This window comes from Phenylobacterium sp., assembly GCF_030645195.1.
Lineage (GTDB): Bacteria > Pseudomonadota > Alphaproteobacteria > Caulobacterales > Caulobacteraceae > Phenylobacterium.
Genome location: NZ_JAUSLW010000229.1, coordinates 1 through 14,459, shown reverse-complemented (window position 1 = coordinate 14,459; position 14,459 = coordinate 1). Strand labels below are relative to the sequence as shown.

The following is a 14,459-nucleotide window of genomic DNA, read 5'->3' as shown; positions in this document are numbered from 1 at the left end:
AGACCTGGTTCACCGTCCGCTTCATGGGCCTGTGGGAGGCCGCCGAGCACGACCCCGCCTCCTTCTACGCCCGCTTCCGCGGCATGAGCCGACCCGAGGCGGAGGGCCTGGCCAGGATGGTCTGGGAGAAGGTCAACCTGAAGAACCTGCGCGACCACATCGCCCCCGCCCGCGCCCTCGCCCTCGCCGACCTGGTGGTGCGCAAGGGTCCCGACCACGAGATCGTGGGCGTGGAAGCGCGGGGCTAGCGCGAGACCACCTGAGCGTGCAGGATCGCCCGATCCAAGGTGGAGCTTGTAGATGTTTTTGATCCTCGCCGCGTTGGCGGCCCTTGCGGCGGAAGTCGCCACCAAGGCGTCGCCAAAGGAGCTTGAAGGACCAATTTGGATCGATACCCCGACAGGCGAGGATATCGCGCGCTACTACCCGGCCAATGCGCAGCGAACCAATGTTGAAGGCGTGGCCACCATGGCATGCCAGGTGGCGGCCGACGGTCGCCTTACCAACTGTGCTGTCACGCGCCAGTATCCGGCGGGCGCGGGGTTTGGCGATGCGACGCTGAAGTTGGCGCCCCTGTTCCGCATGACACCAGTGACGAAGGATGGCGCCCCGGTTGAAGGCGGAACCATTCGGATTCCCATCCGGTATCGTCTGCCGTACTCCCGCCTAATCGGTTATCCAGAAGTCGAAACGGTTGCGGCCTGCTACGGCCAGCTGGCCAACCGCGCCGAGGGCAACGCCGAGGACCTGCAGGCTTGGCGCGGCGCGATGTACTGGTTCGGCCGTATGCTCAGCGTCGCGGCGACGTTGTACGACTCGCCGTCTCGCGTGGAAGCCGCCATGACCCAGGCCCGCGAGGCGGCCGCCGCCGGCACCCTGAAGCCCAAGTCCGGCTACGATCTCGCCAGCTGTCTGTCGAAGATCCCGAAGTAGGCTCCGCTCAGTAGACGATCGGCCGGGCCTTCTGCGGATAGGCGCGACAGTCGTCCTCCACCCAGCGGATGTGGCGGGCCTCCAGTTCGGCCTTCTGGGCCTCGATGTCGGCGTTGTAGAGGCAGGGCAGGATCACCCGGATCGGGATGTGCTGGTCCTCGCTGAGCGCCAGGACGAACCTGGCCACGCTCTGCTTCATCATCTGATAGTCGGCCTGCTGGCCGCGCCGGAAGCCGTCGCGGTCGCCATAGCCGCTCACCGCCAGGTCGCCCTCGCGGGCCAGGGCCCGGCGCTCCACGCCGTCGCCCTCCCAGGTTCCCGGGGCGATGTAGTTGGACAGTTTGAGCACGTCGAAGGGATTGCCCAGCCAGCCGAGGCTCACCAGGGCCACGGCGTCGCGCTCGTTCAGCCCGACGAAGTGGGCGCTGAAGCCGGCGTCCACCGTCTTCTGGAAGGCCACCCGGCCCGTGCGCCGCTCGACGATGCGGTAGATGGCCCGGCTGCGGCTCTCGAAGGTGGCGCCGAAGGCCGAGCCGTCCAGGTCGACGAACTCGATCTGCAGGCCGTAGCGGGCGGCGATGGGGGTGGGCGCCAGCATGCCCGATTTCTCCAGCAGCAGGGTGAGCTGCGGCCGGAACTGGGCCTGGTTGGCCTCGGAGAACAGGAAGGAGTGCTGGCTCATCCCCGAGACGTAGTCCACCACGACGGTCTGGTAGAAGGGATGGCCCGGGGGCACAGCGAAAGCGATGGCGTTGCGCAGCGGCGGGCGCTGCACCTCCAGCATGGTCTGGTGGGAGGCGCAGGACGCCAGGCCCAAGCTCAAGACCGCCACCAGGCTCGTCAACCAGCGCATGTTCGTCCCCCTCGCGCCGCCAGCTCTACCTTGAGGAGGGATAATGGAAGATTACGCGACCCGGCCGGCGCCGACCGGGTGCGGTCATCGAGGCGCTCGGCGCGGCGCCAGAACACCCTTCCTTAACCCTGATCGCCGCTGTATCACCGGAACATATCCCGAACGCCTGAGTCCCGCATGACCACCATCCGCATCCTCGGCCTCGATCCCGGCCTGCGCCGCACCGGGTGGGGCGTGATCGAGATCGAGGGCGCGCGACTGACCCACGTGGCCCACGGGGTCATCGCGCCGAAGGACAGCCTGGCCTTCTCCGAACGCCTGCTGGCCCTGTTCGAGGGCATCAGCGAGGTCGTCGCCCTGCACAGCCCGCACGAGGCGGCGGTGGAGGAGACCTTCATGAACAACAACGCCGCCTCGGCCCTGAAGCTCGGCCATGCCCGGGCCATGGCCCTGGTGGTCCCGGCCCGCGCCGGCTTGGCCGTCGCCGAGTACGCCGCCACCGTGGTCAAGAAGGCCGTGGTGGGCACCGGGGCGGCCGACAAGACCCAGGTCGCCTTCATGATCGCCCGCCTGCTGCCCAAGGCCGGCCCCACCACCGCCGACGCCGCCGACGCGCTCGCCGTCGCCATCGCCCACGCCCACGCCCGCAAGGTCCGCAGGCTGGGGGTCGCGGCATGATCGGGCGGCTGCGGGGCCTGGTGGCCGAGGTCGGCGAGGAGGACGCCCTGATCGACGTGGCCGGGGTCGGCTATGTGGTCCGCTGCGGATCGCGCACGCTTGGCCACCTGCCGGCGCTGGGCGAAGAGGCGGTGCTGCACGTCGAGACCCAGTGGTCGGAGGCCACGGGCATGCGGCTCTACGGCTTCCTCGGCCGCGACGAGCGCCGCGCCTTCGTCGTCCTCCAATCGATCCAGGGGGTCGGCCCCAAGGCGGCCCTGGGCGTGCTGGACATCCTGTCGCCGGCCGAACTGGCCCAGGCCGCCGCCCGCGAGGACAAGGCCGCCGTGGCCCGCGCCAACGGGGTCGGCCCCAAGCTCGCCCTGCGCATCGTCACCGAGCTGAAGGACAAGCCGCTCACCGACGGCCCGGTGGCCGCCTTCCACGCCACCGCCGCGGCGCCCACCCCGCCGCCGCCCTCGGCCGCCGGCGAGGCGGTCTCGGCCCTGATGGGCCTCGGCATCGCCGAGGTGAACGCGCGGCGTGTCGTCGAACAGGCCGCCCTGCGCCTGGGCGACGAGGCCACGGTCCAGGCCCTGATCAAGGCCGGTCTGCAGGAGTTGGGGCGTTGACCCGCCTGGTCTCGGGCGAGGAAGCCCCCCTTGAGAGCCATGACAAGGCCCTGCGGCCCCAGACGCTGTCGGAGTTCGTCGGCCAGGAGCAGGCCAAGGGCAATCTCTCGGTCTTCATCGAGGCGGCCAAGGCCCGCGAGGAGGCCCTGGACCACGTCCTGCTGTTTGGCCCGCCGGGCCTGGGTAAGACCACGCTGGCCCAGATCGTCGCCCGCGAGCTGGGCGTCAATTTCCGCGCCACCAGTGGTCCCGTCCTGGCCAAGGCCGGGGACCTGGCCGCCATCCTCACCAATCTCGAGCCCCGCGACGTCCTGTTCATCGACGAGATCCACCGCCTGCCGGCCAATGTGGAGGAGATCCTCTATCCGGCCATGGAGGACCATGTCCTGGACCTAATCATCGGCGACGGCCCCTCGGCCCGCTCGATCCGCATCGATCTCGCCCCCTTCACCCTGGTGGCCGCCACCACCCGGGCCGGCCTGCTGGCCACCCCCCTGCGCGACCGTTTCGGCATCCCCCTGCGCCTGGAGTTCTACACTCACGCCGAGCTGCAGAAGGTGCTGACCCAGGCGGCTCGCAAGATGAACCTGGAGCTGTCGCCCGACGGCGCCCTGGAGATCGCCGCCCGGGCCCGGGGCACGCCGCGGGTGGCCGGTCGCCTGCTGCGCCGGGTTCGCGACTTCGCCGCCGCCGACGGCGCGACCCTCATCGACCGCAAGGTCGCCGCCAAGGCGCTCGCCCGCCTCGACGTCGACGAGGCCGGCCTCGACGCCCTGGACCGCCGCTACCTGCGGGCCCTGATCGAGAACTATGGCGGCGGGCCGGCCGGGGTGGAGACCCTGGCCTACGCCATCGCCGAGGCCCGCGACGCGGTGGAGGACGTCATCGAGCCCTACCTGCTGCAGCAGGGCTTCATCCAGCGCACCCCGCGCGGCCGCATGATCTGCGCCAAGGCCTACGCCCATATCGGCCTCACCCCGCCGCCGCAGATCCAGGCCGGCGGCCAGGCCGGCCTGTTCGAGGACGAATCCTAAAAGGCGCCGCTCATATGGTCCTCGACCCCGTCGGCCCCAGCCGGGCATAAGGGGGCGATGCGAACCCTTTCCCTGATCCTGCTGGGCGCCGTGCTCTGGTTCGTCGCCGCGGCCTTCATCCGGCTGACCCTGCCCTTTGGCCTGTTCAGCGGCGGCCCGGTCACCCTGGCCCTGTTCGCGATCACCGCCCTGATGTCGCCGGTCCTGGTGAATGTGGTCCACAGGGTCACCTCCGGCGGCCCCGCGCCGCGCCTGCCCACCGCCGCCATCCTCTGCACGGTCGGCGTCCTGCTGGATGCGCTCGCCATGGTCTGGTCGCCGGAGCTCTACGCCGCCAATCCCGCTCGCCTGGTGGGCGGCGCGGCCTGGCTCCTGTTCGGGGTCGGCGCCATCCTTACCTCGGCCATGCTGCAGGACCGTCCCCGATGACCGAACCCTATGCCGGCGAGATCGTCGGCCGGGAGCACCAGCTTCCGGTGCGCATCTATTACGAGGACACCGACTTCACCGGCGTCGTCTATCACGGGCAGTACGTCCGTTTCTTCGAGCGCGGCCGCAGCGATTTCCTGCGGGTGGCGGGCATCGGCCATGCGCAGCTGCTGGAGCGCCCGGACCCCGCCGCCTTCACCGTCGTGCGGCTGGAGCTGGACTTCAAGGCCCCGGCCCGCATCGACGACGCCCTGCTGGTGCGCACCACCTATGACCGGATGGCGGGCCCGCGCCTGTTCATCAACCAGAAGATCACCCGGGGCGAGCAGGTGATTGCCCAGGCGGTGGTCGAGGCCGCCTGTATCGATCTCACAGGACGGCCCAGAAAGCCGCCCAAGGAACTCATAGCGACGCTTCGGCCTCTATTTTGCTAGGGCTTAGCCTTAAGTTCGACACCGCGCCGTTCCATGCCAATCCTGGCCGGACGCAAACCACGGAGCCCAGGCCGCATGGACCCCGCAGTCCCCGCCGCGATCACGCCCGAGACCTTCTCCTTCATCGCCCTCTTCCTGCGCGCCGACTGGGTCGTGAAGTCGGTGATGGCCGGCTTGGCGCTGTCCTCGCTCTGGTCCTGGACGGTGATCATCGACAAGCTGTTCCGTTTCTCGGCGCTGAACGGCCAGGCCGACCGCTTCGAGAACCAAGTCTCCTCGGGCCGCAGCCTGGAGGACATCGCCCAGGAAGCCGGGGAGCGGCCCAAGCACGCCCTGCCCCGCATGCTGCAGGGCGCCCTGCGCGAATGGCGTGACGCCCGGGCCAAGGGCCTGGCCACCGACACCCAGGCCGCCTTCCTGATCCAGCGCATCGACCGGGTGCTGGACACCACCATCGCCCGCGAGGCCCAGCGGGTGGAGGACGGCCTCGGCTCGCTGGCCATCGTCGCCACCGCCTCGCCCTTCATCGGCCTGTTCGGCACCGTCTGGGGGATCATGCACGCCTTCCAGGAGATCGCGATCCAGAAGAACACCAACCTGGCGGTGGTCGCGCCCTCCATCGCCGAGGCTCTGTTCGCCACCGCCATCGGCCTGATCAGCGCGATTCCCGCCTATATCGCCTACAACAAGTTCTCCACCGACGCCTCGCGCTACACCGCCCGCCTGGAGGGCTTCGCCGACGACCTGTCCACCGCCATCCAGCGGCGGCTGGCCGACCGGAGCTAGGGTCATGGCGCTCTCCAGTCACGACGCCTTCGCCGCCGGCGGCGGGGGCCGGCGCAGACGGCGCGGCGGCGGACGCCGCGGCGCCCTGTCGGAGATCAACGTCACGCCCCTGGTGGACGTGATGCTGGTGCTGCTGATCGTCTTCATGATCTCCGCCCCCCTGCTGACCGTGGGCGTCCCCGTGGAGCTGCCCAAGACCGAGGCCGGCGCCATGGAGGACCAGTCCGAGCCGCTCACCGTCTCCATCCGCGCCGACGGCTCGCTGTTCGTGCAGGAGGACCCCGTGCCCTTCGCCGGGCTCGCCCCGCGCCTGCGGGCCATGGCCGGCGACGTCACCGCCAAGCCGATCTATGTGCGGGCCGACGGCCGGGCCTCCTATGCGGTGGTGGCCCAGGTGATGGCCGCCCTGTCGACCTCCGGCTTCAAGTCGATCAACCTGATCACCGACACCGGCGGCCCCTCTTCCGGCGGGACTCCCGCCCCGGACGCCCCGGGGACCTGAGGCCGGCATGACACGCACCCGGTCGGATTTCTCCGCGGCCATGCTCGCCTCCCTGCTGATCCACGGTGGGGTGCTGGTGGCCGCCCTGATCTCCTGGCCGTGGCAGAAGCAGCTTCCGGCCGGGACAACCGTGCCCGTCAACATCATCTCCAACGCCACCTATACCGACCTGCGCGCCGCCGCCCAGGCCGCCCAGGAGCAGGCGGCCGCCACCGAGACGCCCGTCCCCGACGCCCCGCCCGAGCCCGCGCTCGAGGCCCCGGCGCCCGAGCCGGTTCCCCCCGCGCCCCAGCCCGCCCCGACGCCGGCCAAGGCGCCCGCCGCGGCCAAGCCCACCGTCGATCCGGCCGCCAAGGGCCAGCAGAAGCCGGCGCCCGCCAAGCCGCAGAAGGCGCTGGATCTCGACGCCCTGTCGGCCAGCATCGCCAAGAGCCGGCCCTCCGGCGGCAAGGCCTCCTCCGCCGCCCAGGGTGCGTCCCGCCAGGAGACCGCGCGGGAAGCCCGCCCCTCGGCCGGCGCCGGCAAGGGGGTCTCAGCCAGCGCGCTGGCCGGCCTGGTCTCGGAGCTGCAGCGCCGCTGGAACCCCAATTGCGAGGTCGAGGGCGGCCGCGACGTCCGCGTTCGGGTGACCTTCACCCTGTCGGCCGGCGGCCAGGTGGTCGGCCCGGTCGAGGCCGGCGGCCAGGAGAATTCGTCCAACCCCGTGGTCCGGGCCGCCGCCGAGCGCGCCATCCGCGCCGTGCGCCAGGCCGCCGCCGAGAAATCCCTGCCCCGGGAGGTCTATGGCCAGGCCTGGGCCCCCACCTTCAACGCCCAGGAAGCCTGCCGATGAGCGCCCCCAAGGAGACCCGTCCCATGCGACTGAAGGCCCTCTGCCTGGCGATCGCCAGCCTGCTGCTCGCCTCCGCGTCCCTGGCCACCCCGGCCCGGGCCCAGATCGAGATCGACGTGAACAAGGGCGACGTCCAGCCCCTGCCCATCGCCGTGCCGGCCTTCGGCGGGACCCGCGGCGCCGACATCTCCCAGGTCATCACCGGCAACCTGGAACGCTCGGGCCTGTTCGCCCCCATCAACCCCGCCGCCTTCATCGAGAAGGGCCTGGACGTGGCCGTGCAGCCGCGCTTCCCCGACTGGAAGGCGATCAACGCCCAGGCCCTGGTCAACGGCCAGGTCACCGTCGAGGGCGGTCGCCTGCGGGTCGATTTCCGCCTGTGGGACGTCTATTCGGAACAGCAGCTGCTGGGCCTGCAGTTCACCTCCACCCCGGAGAACTGGCGCCGCGTGGCCCACAAGATCTCCGACGCCGTCTATGAGCGCCTGACCGGGGAGAAGGGCTATTTCGACACCCGCATCGTCTTCGTCTCGGAGACCGGCGGACGCCTGAACCGCACCAAGACCCTGGCCATCATGGATCAGGACGGGGCCAATCCCAGCTACCTGACCGACGGCTCCTACATCGTCATGTCGCCCAGGTTCTCCGCCACCAGCCAGGAGATCACCTACATGACCCTGCGGCCGGAGGGCTCGGCCATCTACCTGTTCAACCTGGAGACCGCGCGGCGCGAGAGCATCGGCAAGTTCCCCGGCATGGTCTATGCGCCGCGCTTCTCGCCCGACGGCGGCCGCGTGGCCTTCTCCGTCGAGCGCGGTGGCAACAGCGACATCTATGTGATGAACCTCAAGAGCCGCACCTCGGCGCGCCTGACCTCCGACCCCGGGATCGACACCTCGGCCTCCTTCTCGCCGGACGGGACCAAGATCGTCTTCAACTCCGATCGCGGCGGCTCGCCCCAGCTCTACATCATGAATTCCGACGGCTCGGGCGTCCGTCGCATTTCTTACGGATCGGGGCGCTATACCACCCCGGTCTGGAGCCCGGTGGGGGACTTCATCGCCTTCACCAAGCAGACGGGCGGGGAGTTCCACATCGGGGTCATGCGGCCCGACGGATCGGATGAGCGGCTTTTGACCACCAGCTACCTCGATGAGAGCCCCACCTGGGCGCCGAACGGGCGGGTGCTGATGTTCAGCCGTGAAACGCAGGGCGGGCCGCCTCGTTTGTGGACGGTGGATGTAACAGGTCGAATCCTGCGCGCGGCGCCCTATCCGGGCTCCGGCTCAGACCCAGCCTGGTCTCCATTGCTCAACTGATGAGAGAATTCAGGTGTAACCTTTCCATAGTGGCGGTCATTTGAAATGTCCGGCAGATGGAAATGCAGGTAGAGTTTAGGAAATGGCGCGGTTGGCGCCGGCGAAACCCAGCTTAAGGAGAAGCCCGACATGAGCTTCAGCACCAAGCACGCCCTTCGACTGGCGCTTGTGACCACCGCGGCTCTGTCCATGGCCGCCTGCGCCAGCCGTCCCAAGCCCGGCCCGGGCGTCGGCCCTGGTCCCGGTCCCGGCTATCCCTCGCAGCCGGGCCCCGGCCCGAGCACGGGCAATGTGGTCCCGGGCTCGATCCAGGACTTCGTGATCAATATCGGCGACCGGGTCTATTTCGACTTCGACCGCTACGACATCCGCTCCGACGCCAGCCCCGTGCTGGACGCCCAGGCCCAGTGGCTGGTGCGCTATCCCAGCGTCGCGGTCCGTATCGAAGGCAACGCCGACGAACGCGGCACCCGCGAATACAATCTGGCGCTCGGCGCCCGCCGCGCCAACTCGGTGCGGGAATATCTGGTGAGCCGCGGCGTCTCGCCGGCGCGGATTTCCACCGTGTCCTTCGGCAAGGAACGCCCGATCGATCCGGGCACCAGCGAAGAGGCCTACCAGCGCAACCGGAACGGCCACACGGCCATCACCGGCGGCGCGCGCTAAAACGCTTTCAGGCGAAGTGGATACCGGTTCGCCGTTCGAAAGCGCGACAGGCAAGACGGCTGGAAACCGCTCCGACCGGAGTGGCTTTTCAGCGCAGTACCAGTTCGAGGAGAGTGCGAGAGGGGCCCCCAATGCGGGGCCCCTCTTTGCGTTCTGGACTAATCCCATGGACGGGCCCCAATTTGGCCCACCCGACCTGAAGATGATGACCGCATGACCCTTCGCCGCCTCGCCCTCGCCTCTGCCGCCGTCCTGACCCTGGCGACACCCGCCTTCGCCCAGACGCCCATCGATCCGCTGGACGCCCGCGACGCCCGGCGGCTGGACCGCATGGAGCAGGTGATGCGCGAACTGCGGTCCATCGTCTTCCAGGGCCGCGATTCCGGAAAGCCGGTGGTGGTCCAGCCGGCGGAGACCGACTACCAGCTCCAGGAGCTGACCCGCCGCATCGCCGACCTGGAACAGGCCCTGACCCGGGTGAACGGCCAGCTGGAGACCACCAGCCACGACCTTGAACAGGCCAAGCGCGACACCGAGGCCCTGAAGCGCGACAACAAGGCGCTCACCGACCGCCTTGGCGGGGTCGAGCAGCGCCAGGCCGCGCCCGTCGCCGAGGGTCCCGCCCCCGACCTCGCCGGCGGCGGGGCCGTGGCGGCCGGACCAGCCCCGACCTCGTCGGAGGCCTTCACCGCGGCCCGCCAGCTGATGCTCAGCGGCGACTATACCGGGGCCGAGGGCGCCTTCCGCGACTATGTCGACCGCTATGACGACAGCGCCAAGGCGCCGGAGGCCCGCTACTGGCTGGGCAAGACCCTGTCGGCCCGCGCCGCCCACGCCGACGCCGCCCAGGCCTATATCGGCGCCATCCGCGGCTGGCCCGCCACCAGCTGGGCGCCCGACGCCACGGTGGAGTTGGCCCGCGCCCTGGTGGCCCTGAAGAAGCCCGCCGACGCCTGCCAGATTCTCGGCGAGTTCGACCGCCGCTATCCCAAGGCCGCCGCCGCCGTGAAGGGCCGCGCCGCCGCGGCGCGGACCCAGGCCAAGTGCGCGGCCTAGCCGCGAGCGTCCGAGAGGTCCTCGACCGCCGCCTGCAGAGCGCCTCGCGCACGCCGATCGCCGTGGCCCTGTCCGGCGGCGGGGACTCCCTGGCCCTGGCCTTGATCGCCGCCGACTGGGCGCGTGACCATGGCCGGTCCCTGCTGATCCTCACGGTCGATCATCGCCTGCGCGCGGAGAGCCGCGCCTGGACGCAAGCCTGCGCGGCTACCGCCCGCCGCCTTGGCTCGGGCTTTCGGGCGCTGGCCTGGGAGGGCGAGAAGCCCGCGACCGGCCTGCCCGCCGCGGCGCGGAGCGTCCGCCACCGCCTGATCGCCGACGCCGCCCGTGAAGCCGGCGCCAAGGTGGTCCTGATGGGCCACACCGCCAGCGACCGCCTGGAGGCCGCCGCCATGCGGGAGGCCGGGGCCACGACCCCCAGTCCGCGCGAATGGTCGCCCTCGCCGGTCTGGCCCGAGGGGCGGGCCGTCTTCCTGCTGCGGCCCCTCCTGACCCAGACCCGCGCCGACATCCGCGCCTGGCTCACCGAGCGCGGCGAGACCTGGATCGAGGACCCGGCCAATGAGGATGTGCGCTTCGCCCGCGCCCGCGCCCGGGCGGGCCTGACCGGCGCCGAGACCGATGATGTCACCCCCGTCCAGGACCTCGCCGACCTCGCCCGCGCCGCCATCGATCTGGCCGGTGGCCTCGCCCTGCCCCGCGCGGCCCTCCTGGGGGCCCCAAGGGCATTCCTCGCCATCGCCTGCCTCTGCGCCGCGGGAACCGCCCGCCCGCCGCGTCGCGACCGCCTGGCGCGTCTGGCGCCGTCGCTGAGCGGCGACTTCACCGCCACCCTGGCCGGGGCGCGGGTCGAGGCGGACGGGGACCAGGTGCGCTTCCTGCGCGATGCGGGCCGGCAGGGGCCGGCGCCCGTGACCCTGGGCGCCGGAGCGACCGGCGTCTGGGATGGCCGCTTCGAGATCACCACCGAACGGTCCGTGACGATCCAAGCCCTGGCCGGTCAAGCGGCCGGGCTCCCAGCCTCGCAGCGCGCGACGCTCCAGCGTCTGCCGGCCGGTGCGCGCGGGACCTTGCCGTTCGTCACGGGCGAGGGCTCGCCGATGCTGACGGCGATCCCCGGCGTGTCTGCGCATCCCCTCGCCCTGGATCGGCTGCGCGCGGCCTGTGGGGTCGTCGATCGGGAACCGGCCTAGCGGGCCATCACGTGTTCGATCCCGACGATGATCGGGTCGGCGAAGCGCTTGCCCAGCAGGGTGGAGTGGTTGGCGCCGGCGATGTCGACCACATAGCCCCGCGCCGAGGCGTGGGCGGGCGCGGCCTGGATGGCCTTCAACCGGGCCGGCAGCCGCGTGCCCCCGGCGTTCACCACCGCCACCGGCAGGCTGGGATCATAGTGGCCGATCTCGCGCCCCTGGGCCGAGGTGGCCGCCCAGTGGGCCACCTCCTCCGCCGACCAGTGCGCGTGGCTGGCCAGGCCGTAGATGCGCCGCTTCTCGGTCGACGCCTCGCCCTCCAGGCCGATCTTGTCGCCGACCACCAGGGCGAAGGGCTTCATGAAGCCGATCCCGGACCAGCGGCCCACCAGCTTCATGGCCCGCCGGAAGCCGTGGATGGCGCGCGCGGCGACCGGGCTCTCGATCGTCTCGGGGGTGACGGCGTCCACCAGCACGACGCCGGTCACCCGCTCGCGATTGCGCCCGACGAAGACCCGCAGCAGCAGCCCGCCCATGGAATGACCCACCAGGATCAGCGGCCCGGTCTCCCCCAGATGGGCCAGCAGGGCCTCCAGGTCGGCGACGATGGCCCGCCCGTCGCGGGGCCGGGGGCCGGGATCGGAATAGCCCAGGCCCGCCCGGTCATAGGCCAGGCTGCGCAGGCCCTTCTCCGCCAGGCGCTGCTGCACCACGGCCCAGTCGGCGGCGCAGCCGAAGGCGCCGCACTCCAGCACGATCAGGGGTTGGGCGCAGGCCTCGCCGGCCCGGACCACGCGCAGCCGCCGCCCGCCGATGTCGACGAGCGTTCCGCGCGTGGGATGGAATCCGGCCTTGGCCATGGCGAGACTTAGGAGTCCCGCCCGGTCAGGCGCAAGGCCGGTTTGCGGCTATTTCCAGACGACCGTCTGGGGCGCCTCGGAAGCCCCGTAGTCGATCTCCAACCGGGTCACCGCCTTGGCGCCGGCCGGCACGTCGAAGGGCGCCCGCGCGGTGGTGGGCTTGAAGGCCACCGGCGCGCCGCCGTCGAAGCTGACCCGGACGTTGCGCACCCCGGTCTCCGGATTGGCCAGGAAGCTCGGCTGATCGGCCGCGGTCCCGGTCTCGGTGACCACGAAAAAGCGCTTGGTCTGGCTCGCGCCAGCATACCACATGATGTTGAGCTGCTGGCCGCCGACCCGCCAGTTGGGGGTCATGGCCACCTTGGCGACCGAGCCCTTGGTCTTGATCTCGACGCTCTGGGCCGGAAGGACGCCGTGGGCGCCCTCCGCCATGGAGAGCGACAGGGCCGGAGGTCCCGCCGGAGCCGCGGGCTCGCTCTTCCCGCAGGCGGCGAGAGAGGTGCTCAGTAGAAGGACGGACGCGAGCGCAAGCCCGCTAAAGCCTGAACGCATGGGTCGTTTCCTCGTTTTTGTGACACGAGGATGGGCACAAGCTTGGCCATGCACAAGGCCGTGCGCGAAAGCCTTACTGGGGTTAGGTTCGCGGTCGCGCGGAGAGGGATTCGATCATGCTGCGGCTGATTCTGGCGGTGATTCTCGGACCCCTGATCGGGCTCATGGTGCTCGGCGTCGTGGACGGGGCGGCCAACATGATCTTCCCGCCACCGGAGGGGGTGAACCTCACCGACCCCGCCAACCTCCGCGCGGCCACCGCCGTCCTGCCGATGGGCGCCCTGGTGGGCACGATCCTGGCCTGGCTGCTGGGGGCGCTGGCGGCCGCCTGGAGCGCCAACCTGATCGCCGGACGCCGGGCCCTGGCCGGCCGCATCGTCAGCGGCCTGTTCCTGGCCTTCGCCGCCTGGACGATGGCCACCACCGCCTATCCGCTGTGGACCCGGATCGGCCTGTTGATCGTCGTGCTGGTGGCGGCTATCGCGGCCGACCGGGCCTCGGGAAGGCCTCGGACCTAGCCGTTGAGGTTCAGGCGCTGCTTGACCCGGCCGCCCTTGCCCTTCTTGCCCTTGGCGGCCTTGGCCTCCATCAGCGCCTTCTTGCTCTCCGGAATCTCCGAGACATAGGCGATGCGGACCCGGGGGGAGACATAGGAGCCCAGCTTGATCGGCAGGTCCTCGGCGGTGGCGAACTCGCGGTTTATGAACACCAGGGGATTGAGCGGCTTGTCGTCCTGGCGGATCTCGAAGTGGACGTGCGGCCCCGTCGAGGTCCCGCTGGAGCCCATCCGGCCGATGGGCTTGCCGGCCTCGACATAGGCGCCCTTCCGCGTCCCGCGCTCGATCTTGCCCAGGTGGGCGTAGAAGCTGGTGAGGCCGACCCCGTGCTCGATCTCGACATAGCGGCCGTAGGAGGGGCTCTCGCCGGCGCGGACCACGACGCCGTCGGCCACGGCCACGACCTTCGTCCCGGTGGGACCGGCGATGTCGACGCCCTCGTGCAGGCGGCCATGGTCTTCCCAGGGCAGGCGGCGCAGGCCGAAGGGGGAGTTGATCAGTTGTCCGGGCGCCGGGTTGCCGCACTCGAACACCGGCGGCGGCGGCGCGGGCTCGGCGACGGGCGCGGCGGGGGCCGCCGGCGCCGCGGCCACGGGCTTCTGCTTGACGTCGGGCAGGGCGGCGTAGGCGACGGTGACCGCGGCCAGGCCCAGCACCACCGCGGCGGCGGTCTCCAGGCCGAAATGGCGCACGCGATCGGTCGCCGACGAAGACTTCGAACTCAAACGGAACCTCTTCCAGTAAAGTCGAGCTTTAAATTCGTCCGCTAGAGGTTATGCGGACAGCGTCGACGATTTCCCACGGATGTGCGCAGGCTAGATGCCGGGTCTTTGGGACCAAAAGACGGCAGGGTTAATGGAATACCTTTGACCTATTGTCGCGGCGTCGAACGGAGCGCCACCATAGAGTCGACTGGTAAACGGTGTTCTTACAGGCCTGCGACAAAATGGCAGGCAGGACGCCGCCGGGTCTTGGCGTGACTCCGGCGGCGGCCTCAGGCGTCAGAGCGCCTTGAGGATTCCCTCGACCATCTTCTTGGCGTCCCCGAACAGCATCATGGTGTTGTCGCGGAAGAAGAGTTCGTTCTCGACCCCGGCATAGCCGGAGCTCATGCCGCGCTTCACGAACAGCACGGTGCGGGCCTTTTCGACGTCCAGGATCGGC

At 70.5% G+C, this 14,459-nt stretch carries 19 protein-coding genes and 1 pseudogene; 15 read left to right on the top strand and 5 right to left on the bottom strand.

What is annotated here, in order from left to right:
- Nucleotides 1–248 (top strand): annotated as a pseudogene (locus Q7T09_RS20310) (type I pantothenate kinase); the annotation flags it as partial.
- Nucleotides 249–300: 52 nt separating this feature from the next.
- On the top strand, nucleotides 301–933 hold the full coding sequence (locus Q7T09_RS20305; RefSeq protein WP_304702069.1) for an energy transducer TonB: 633 nt from the start codon (nucleotides 301–303) through the stop codon (nucleotides 931–933).
- Nucleotides 934–940: 7 nt separating this feature from the next.
- On the opposite strand, the gene Q7T09_RS20300 is transcribed toward Q7T09_RS20305, so the two are convergent.
- The gene (locus tag Q7T09_RS20300; protein ID WP_304702067.1) at nucleotides 941–1,786 is read right to left on the bottom strand and encodes a hypothetical protein; all 846 of its coding nucleotides are present in this window, start codon (nucleotides 1,784–1,786) and stop codon (nucleotides 941–943) included.
- Between the two features lie 177 nt (nucleotides 1,787–1,963).
- Here Q7T09_RS20300 and ruvC point away from each other — a divergent pair, with 177 nt between their 5' ends.
- From ruvC to tilS, 12 genes are all read left to right on the top strand, one after another.
- Nucleotides 1,964–2,464, top strand: a complete 501-nt coding sequence (gene ruvC, locus Q7T09_RS20295) for a crossover junction endodeoxyribonuclease RuvC (RefSeq protein WP_304702066.1) — start codon at nucleotides 1,964–1,966, stop codon at nucleotides 2,462–2,464.
- Nucleotides 2,461–3,075, top strand: a complete 615-nt coding sequence (gene ruvA / locus Q7T09_RS20290) for a Holliday junction branch migration protein RuvA (protein WP_304702065.1) — start codon at nucleotides 2,461–2,463, stop codon at nucleotides 3,073–3,075. The genes ruvC and ruvA overlap by 4 nt, the downstream gene beginning before the upstream one ends.
- Nucleotides 3,072–4,109, top strand: coding sequence for a Holliday junction branch migration DNA helicase RuvB (ruvB, locus tag Q7T09_RS20285; protein WP_304702064.1), 1,038 nt, complete (start codon nucleotides 3,072–3,074; stop codon nucleotides 4,107–4,109). The genes ruvA and ruvB overlap by 4 nt, the downstream gene beginning before the upstream one ends.
- A gap of 57 nt (nucleotides 4,110–4,166) precedes the next feature.
- Nucleotides 4,167–4,538: a hypothetical protein gene (locus tag Q7T09_RS20280; protein ID WP_304702063.1), complete on the top strand. Its 372-nt coding sequence runs from the start codon at nucleotides 4,167–4,169 to the stop codon at nucleotides 4,536–4,538.
- On the top strand, nucleotides 4,535–4,972 hold the full coding sequence (locus Q7T09_RS20275; protein ID WP_304702062.1) for a YbgC/FadM family acyl-CoA thioesterase: 438 nt from the start codon (nucleotides 4,535–4,537) through the stop codon (nucleotides 4,970–4,972). The genes Q7T09_RS20280 and Q7T09_RS20275 overlap by 4 nt, the downstream gene beginning before the upstream one ends.
- A 75-nt stretch (nucleotides 4,973–5,047) precedes the next feature.
- Nucleotides 5,048–5,758: a protein TolQ gene (gene tolQ / locus Q7T09_RS20270; protein ID WP_304702061.1), complete on the top strand. Its 711-nt coding sequence runs from the start codon at nucleotides 5,048–5,050 to the stop codon at nucleotides 5,756–5,758.
- A gap of 4 nt (nucleotides 5,759–5,762) precedes the next feature.
- Nucleotides 5,763–6,260 (top strand): ExbD/TolR family protein, encoded by a 498-nt coding sequence (locus Q7T09_RS20265; protein ID WP_304702060.1) that lies wholly within the window; start codon nucleotides 5,763–5,765, stop codon nucleotides 6,258–6,260.
- Between the two features lie 7 nt (nucleotides 6,261–6,267).
- A complete protein-coding gene (locus tag Q7T09_RS20260) occupies nucleotides 6,268–7,092 on the top strand; it encodes an energy transducer TonB (RefSeq protein ID WP_304702059.1) in 825 nt (274 codons plus the stop codon).
- Nucleotides 7,093–7,115: 23 nt separating this feature from the next.
- On the top strand, nucleotides 7,116–8,411 hold the full coding sequence (tolB, locus tag Q7T09_RS20255; RefSeq protein ID WP_304702075.1) for a Tol-Pal system beta propeller repeat protein TolB: 1,296 nt from the start codon (nucleotides 7,116–7,118) through the stop codon (nucleotides 8,409–8,411).
- Between the two features lie 129 nt (nucleotides 8,412–8,540).
- A complete protein-coding gene (gene pal, locus Q7T09_RS20250) occupies nucleotides 8,541–9,077 on the top strand; it encodes a peptidoglycan-associated lipoprotein Pal (RefSeq protein WP_304702057.1) in 537 nt (178 codons plus the stop codon).
- Between the two features lie 213 nt (nucleotides 9,078–9,290).
- Nucleotides 9,291–10,133, top strand: a complete 843-nt coding sequence (gene ybgF, locus Q7T09_RS20245) for a tol-pal system protein YbgF (RefSeq protein ID WP_304702055.1) — start codon at nucleotides 9,291–9,293, stop codon at nucleotides 10,131–10,133.
- The gene (tilS, locus tag Q7T09_RS20240; RefSeq protein WP_304702054.1) at nucleotides 10,121–11,326 is read left to right on the top strand and encodes a tRNA lysidine(34) synthetase TilS; all 1,206 of its coding nucleotides are present in this window, start codon (nucleotides 10,121–10,123) and stop codon (nucleotides 11,324–11,326) included. The genes ybgF and tilS overlap by 13 nt, the downstream gene beginning before the upstream one ends.
- On the opposite strand, the gene Q7T09_RS20235 is transcribed toward tilS, so the two are convergent.
- Together Q7T09_RS20235 and Q7T09_RS20230 are read right to left on the bottom strand one after the other, a co-directional pair.
- Nucleotides 11,323–12,186 carry an alpha/beta fold hydrolase gene (locus Q7T09_RS20235; protein WP_304702052.1) on the bottom strand — a complete coding sequence of 288 codons (864 nt, stop codon included), beginning with the start codon at nucleotides 12,184–12,186 and terminating at the stop codon, nucleotides 11,323–11,325. The genes tilS and Q7T09_RS20235 overlap by 4 nt on opposite strands.
- 48 nt (nucleotides 12,187–12,234) lie before the next feature.
- Nucleotides 12,235–12,738, bottom strand: a complete 504-nt coding sequence (locus tag Q7T09_RS20230; protein ID WP_304702050.1) for a hypothetical protein — start codon at nucleotides 12,736–12,738, stop codon at nucleotides 12,235–12,237.
- A 116-nt stretch (nucleotides 12,739–12,854) separates the two neighbouring features.
- On the opposite strand from Q7T09_RS20230, the gene Q7T09_RS20225 reads away from it, so the two are divergent.
- Nucleotides 12,855–13,256, top strand: coding sequence for a hypothetical protein (locus tag Q7T09_RS20225; RefSeq protein WP_304702048.1), 402 nt, complete (start codon nucleotides 12,855–12,857; stop codon nucleotides 13,254–13,256).
- Here the strand turns inward: Q7T09_RS20225 and Q7T09_RS20220 are convergent.
- Both Q7T09_RS20220 and Q7T09_RS20215 read right to left on the bottom strand, forming a co-directional pair.
- Complete coding sequence (locus tag Q7T09_RS20220; RefSeq protein WP_304702046.1) at nucleotides 13,253–13,987, bottom strand: M23 family metallopeptidase; 735 nt, start codon at nucleotides 13,985–13,987, stop codon at nucleotides 13,253–13,255. The two genes, Q7T09_RS20225 and Q7T09_RS20220, sit on opposite strands and share 4 nt — an antisense overlap.
- Nucleotides 13,988–14,296: 309 nt before the next feature.
- Nucleotides 14,297–14,459: NAD(P)(+) transhydrogenase (Re/Si-specific) subunit beta (locus Q7T09_RS20215; protein ID WP_304702073.1), on the bottom strand; the 163-nt coding region annotated here is incomplete at its 5' end.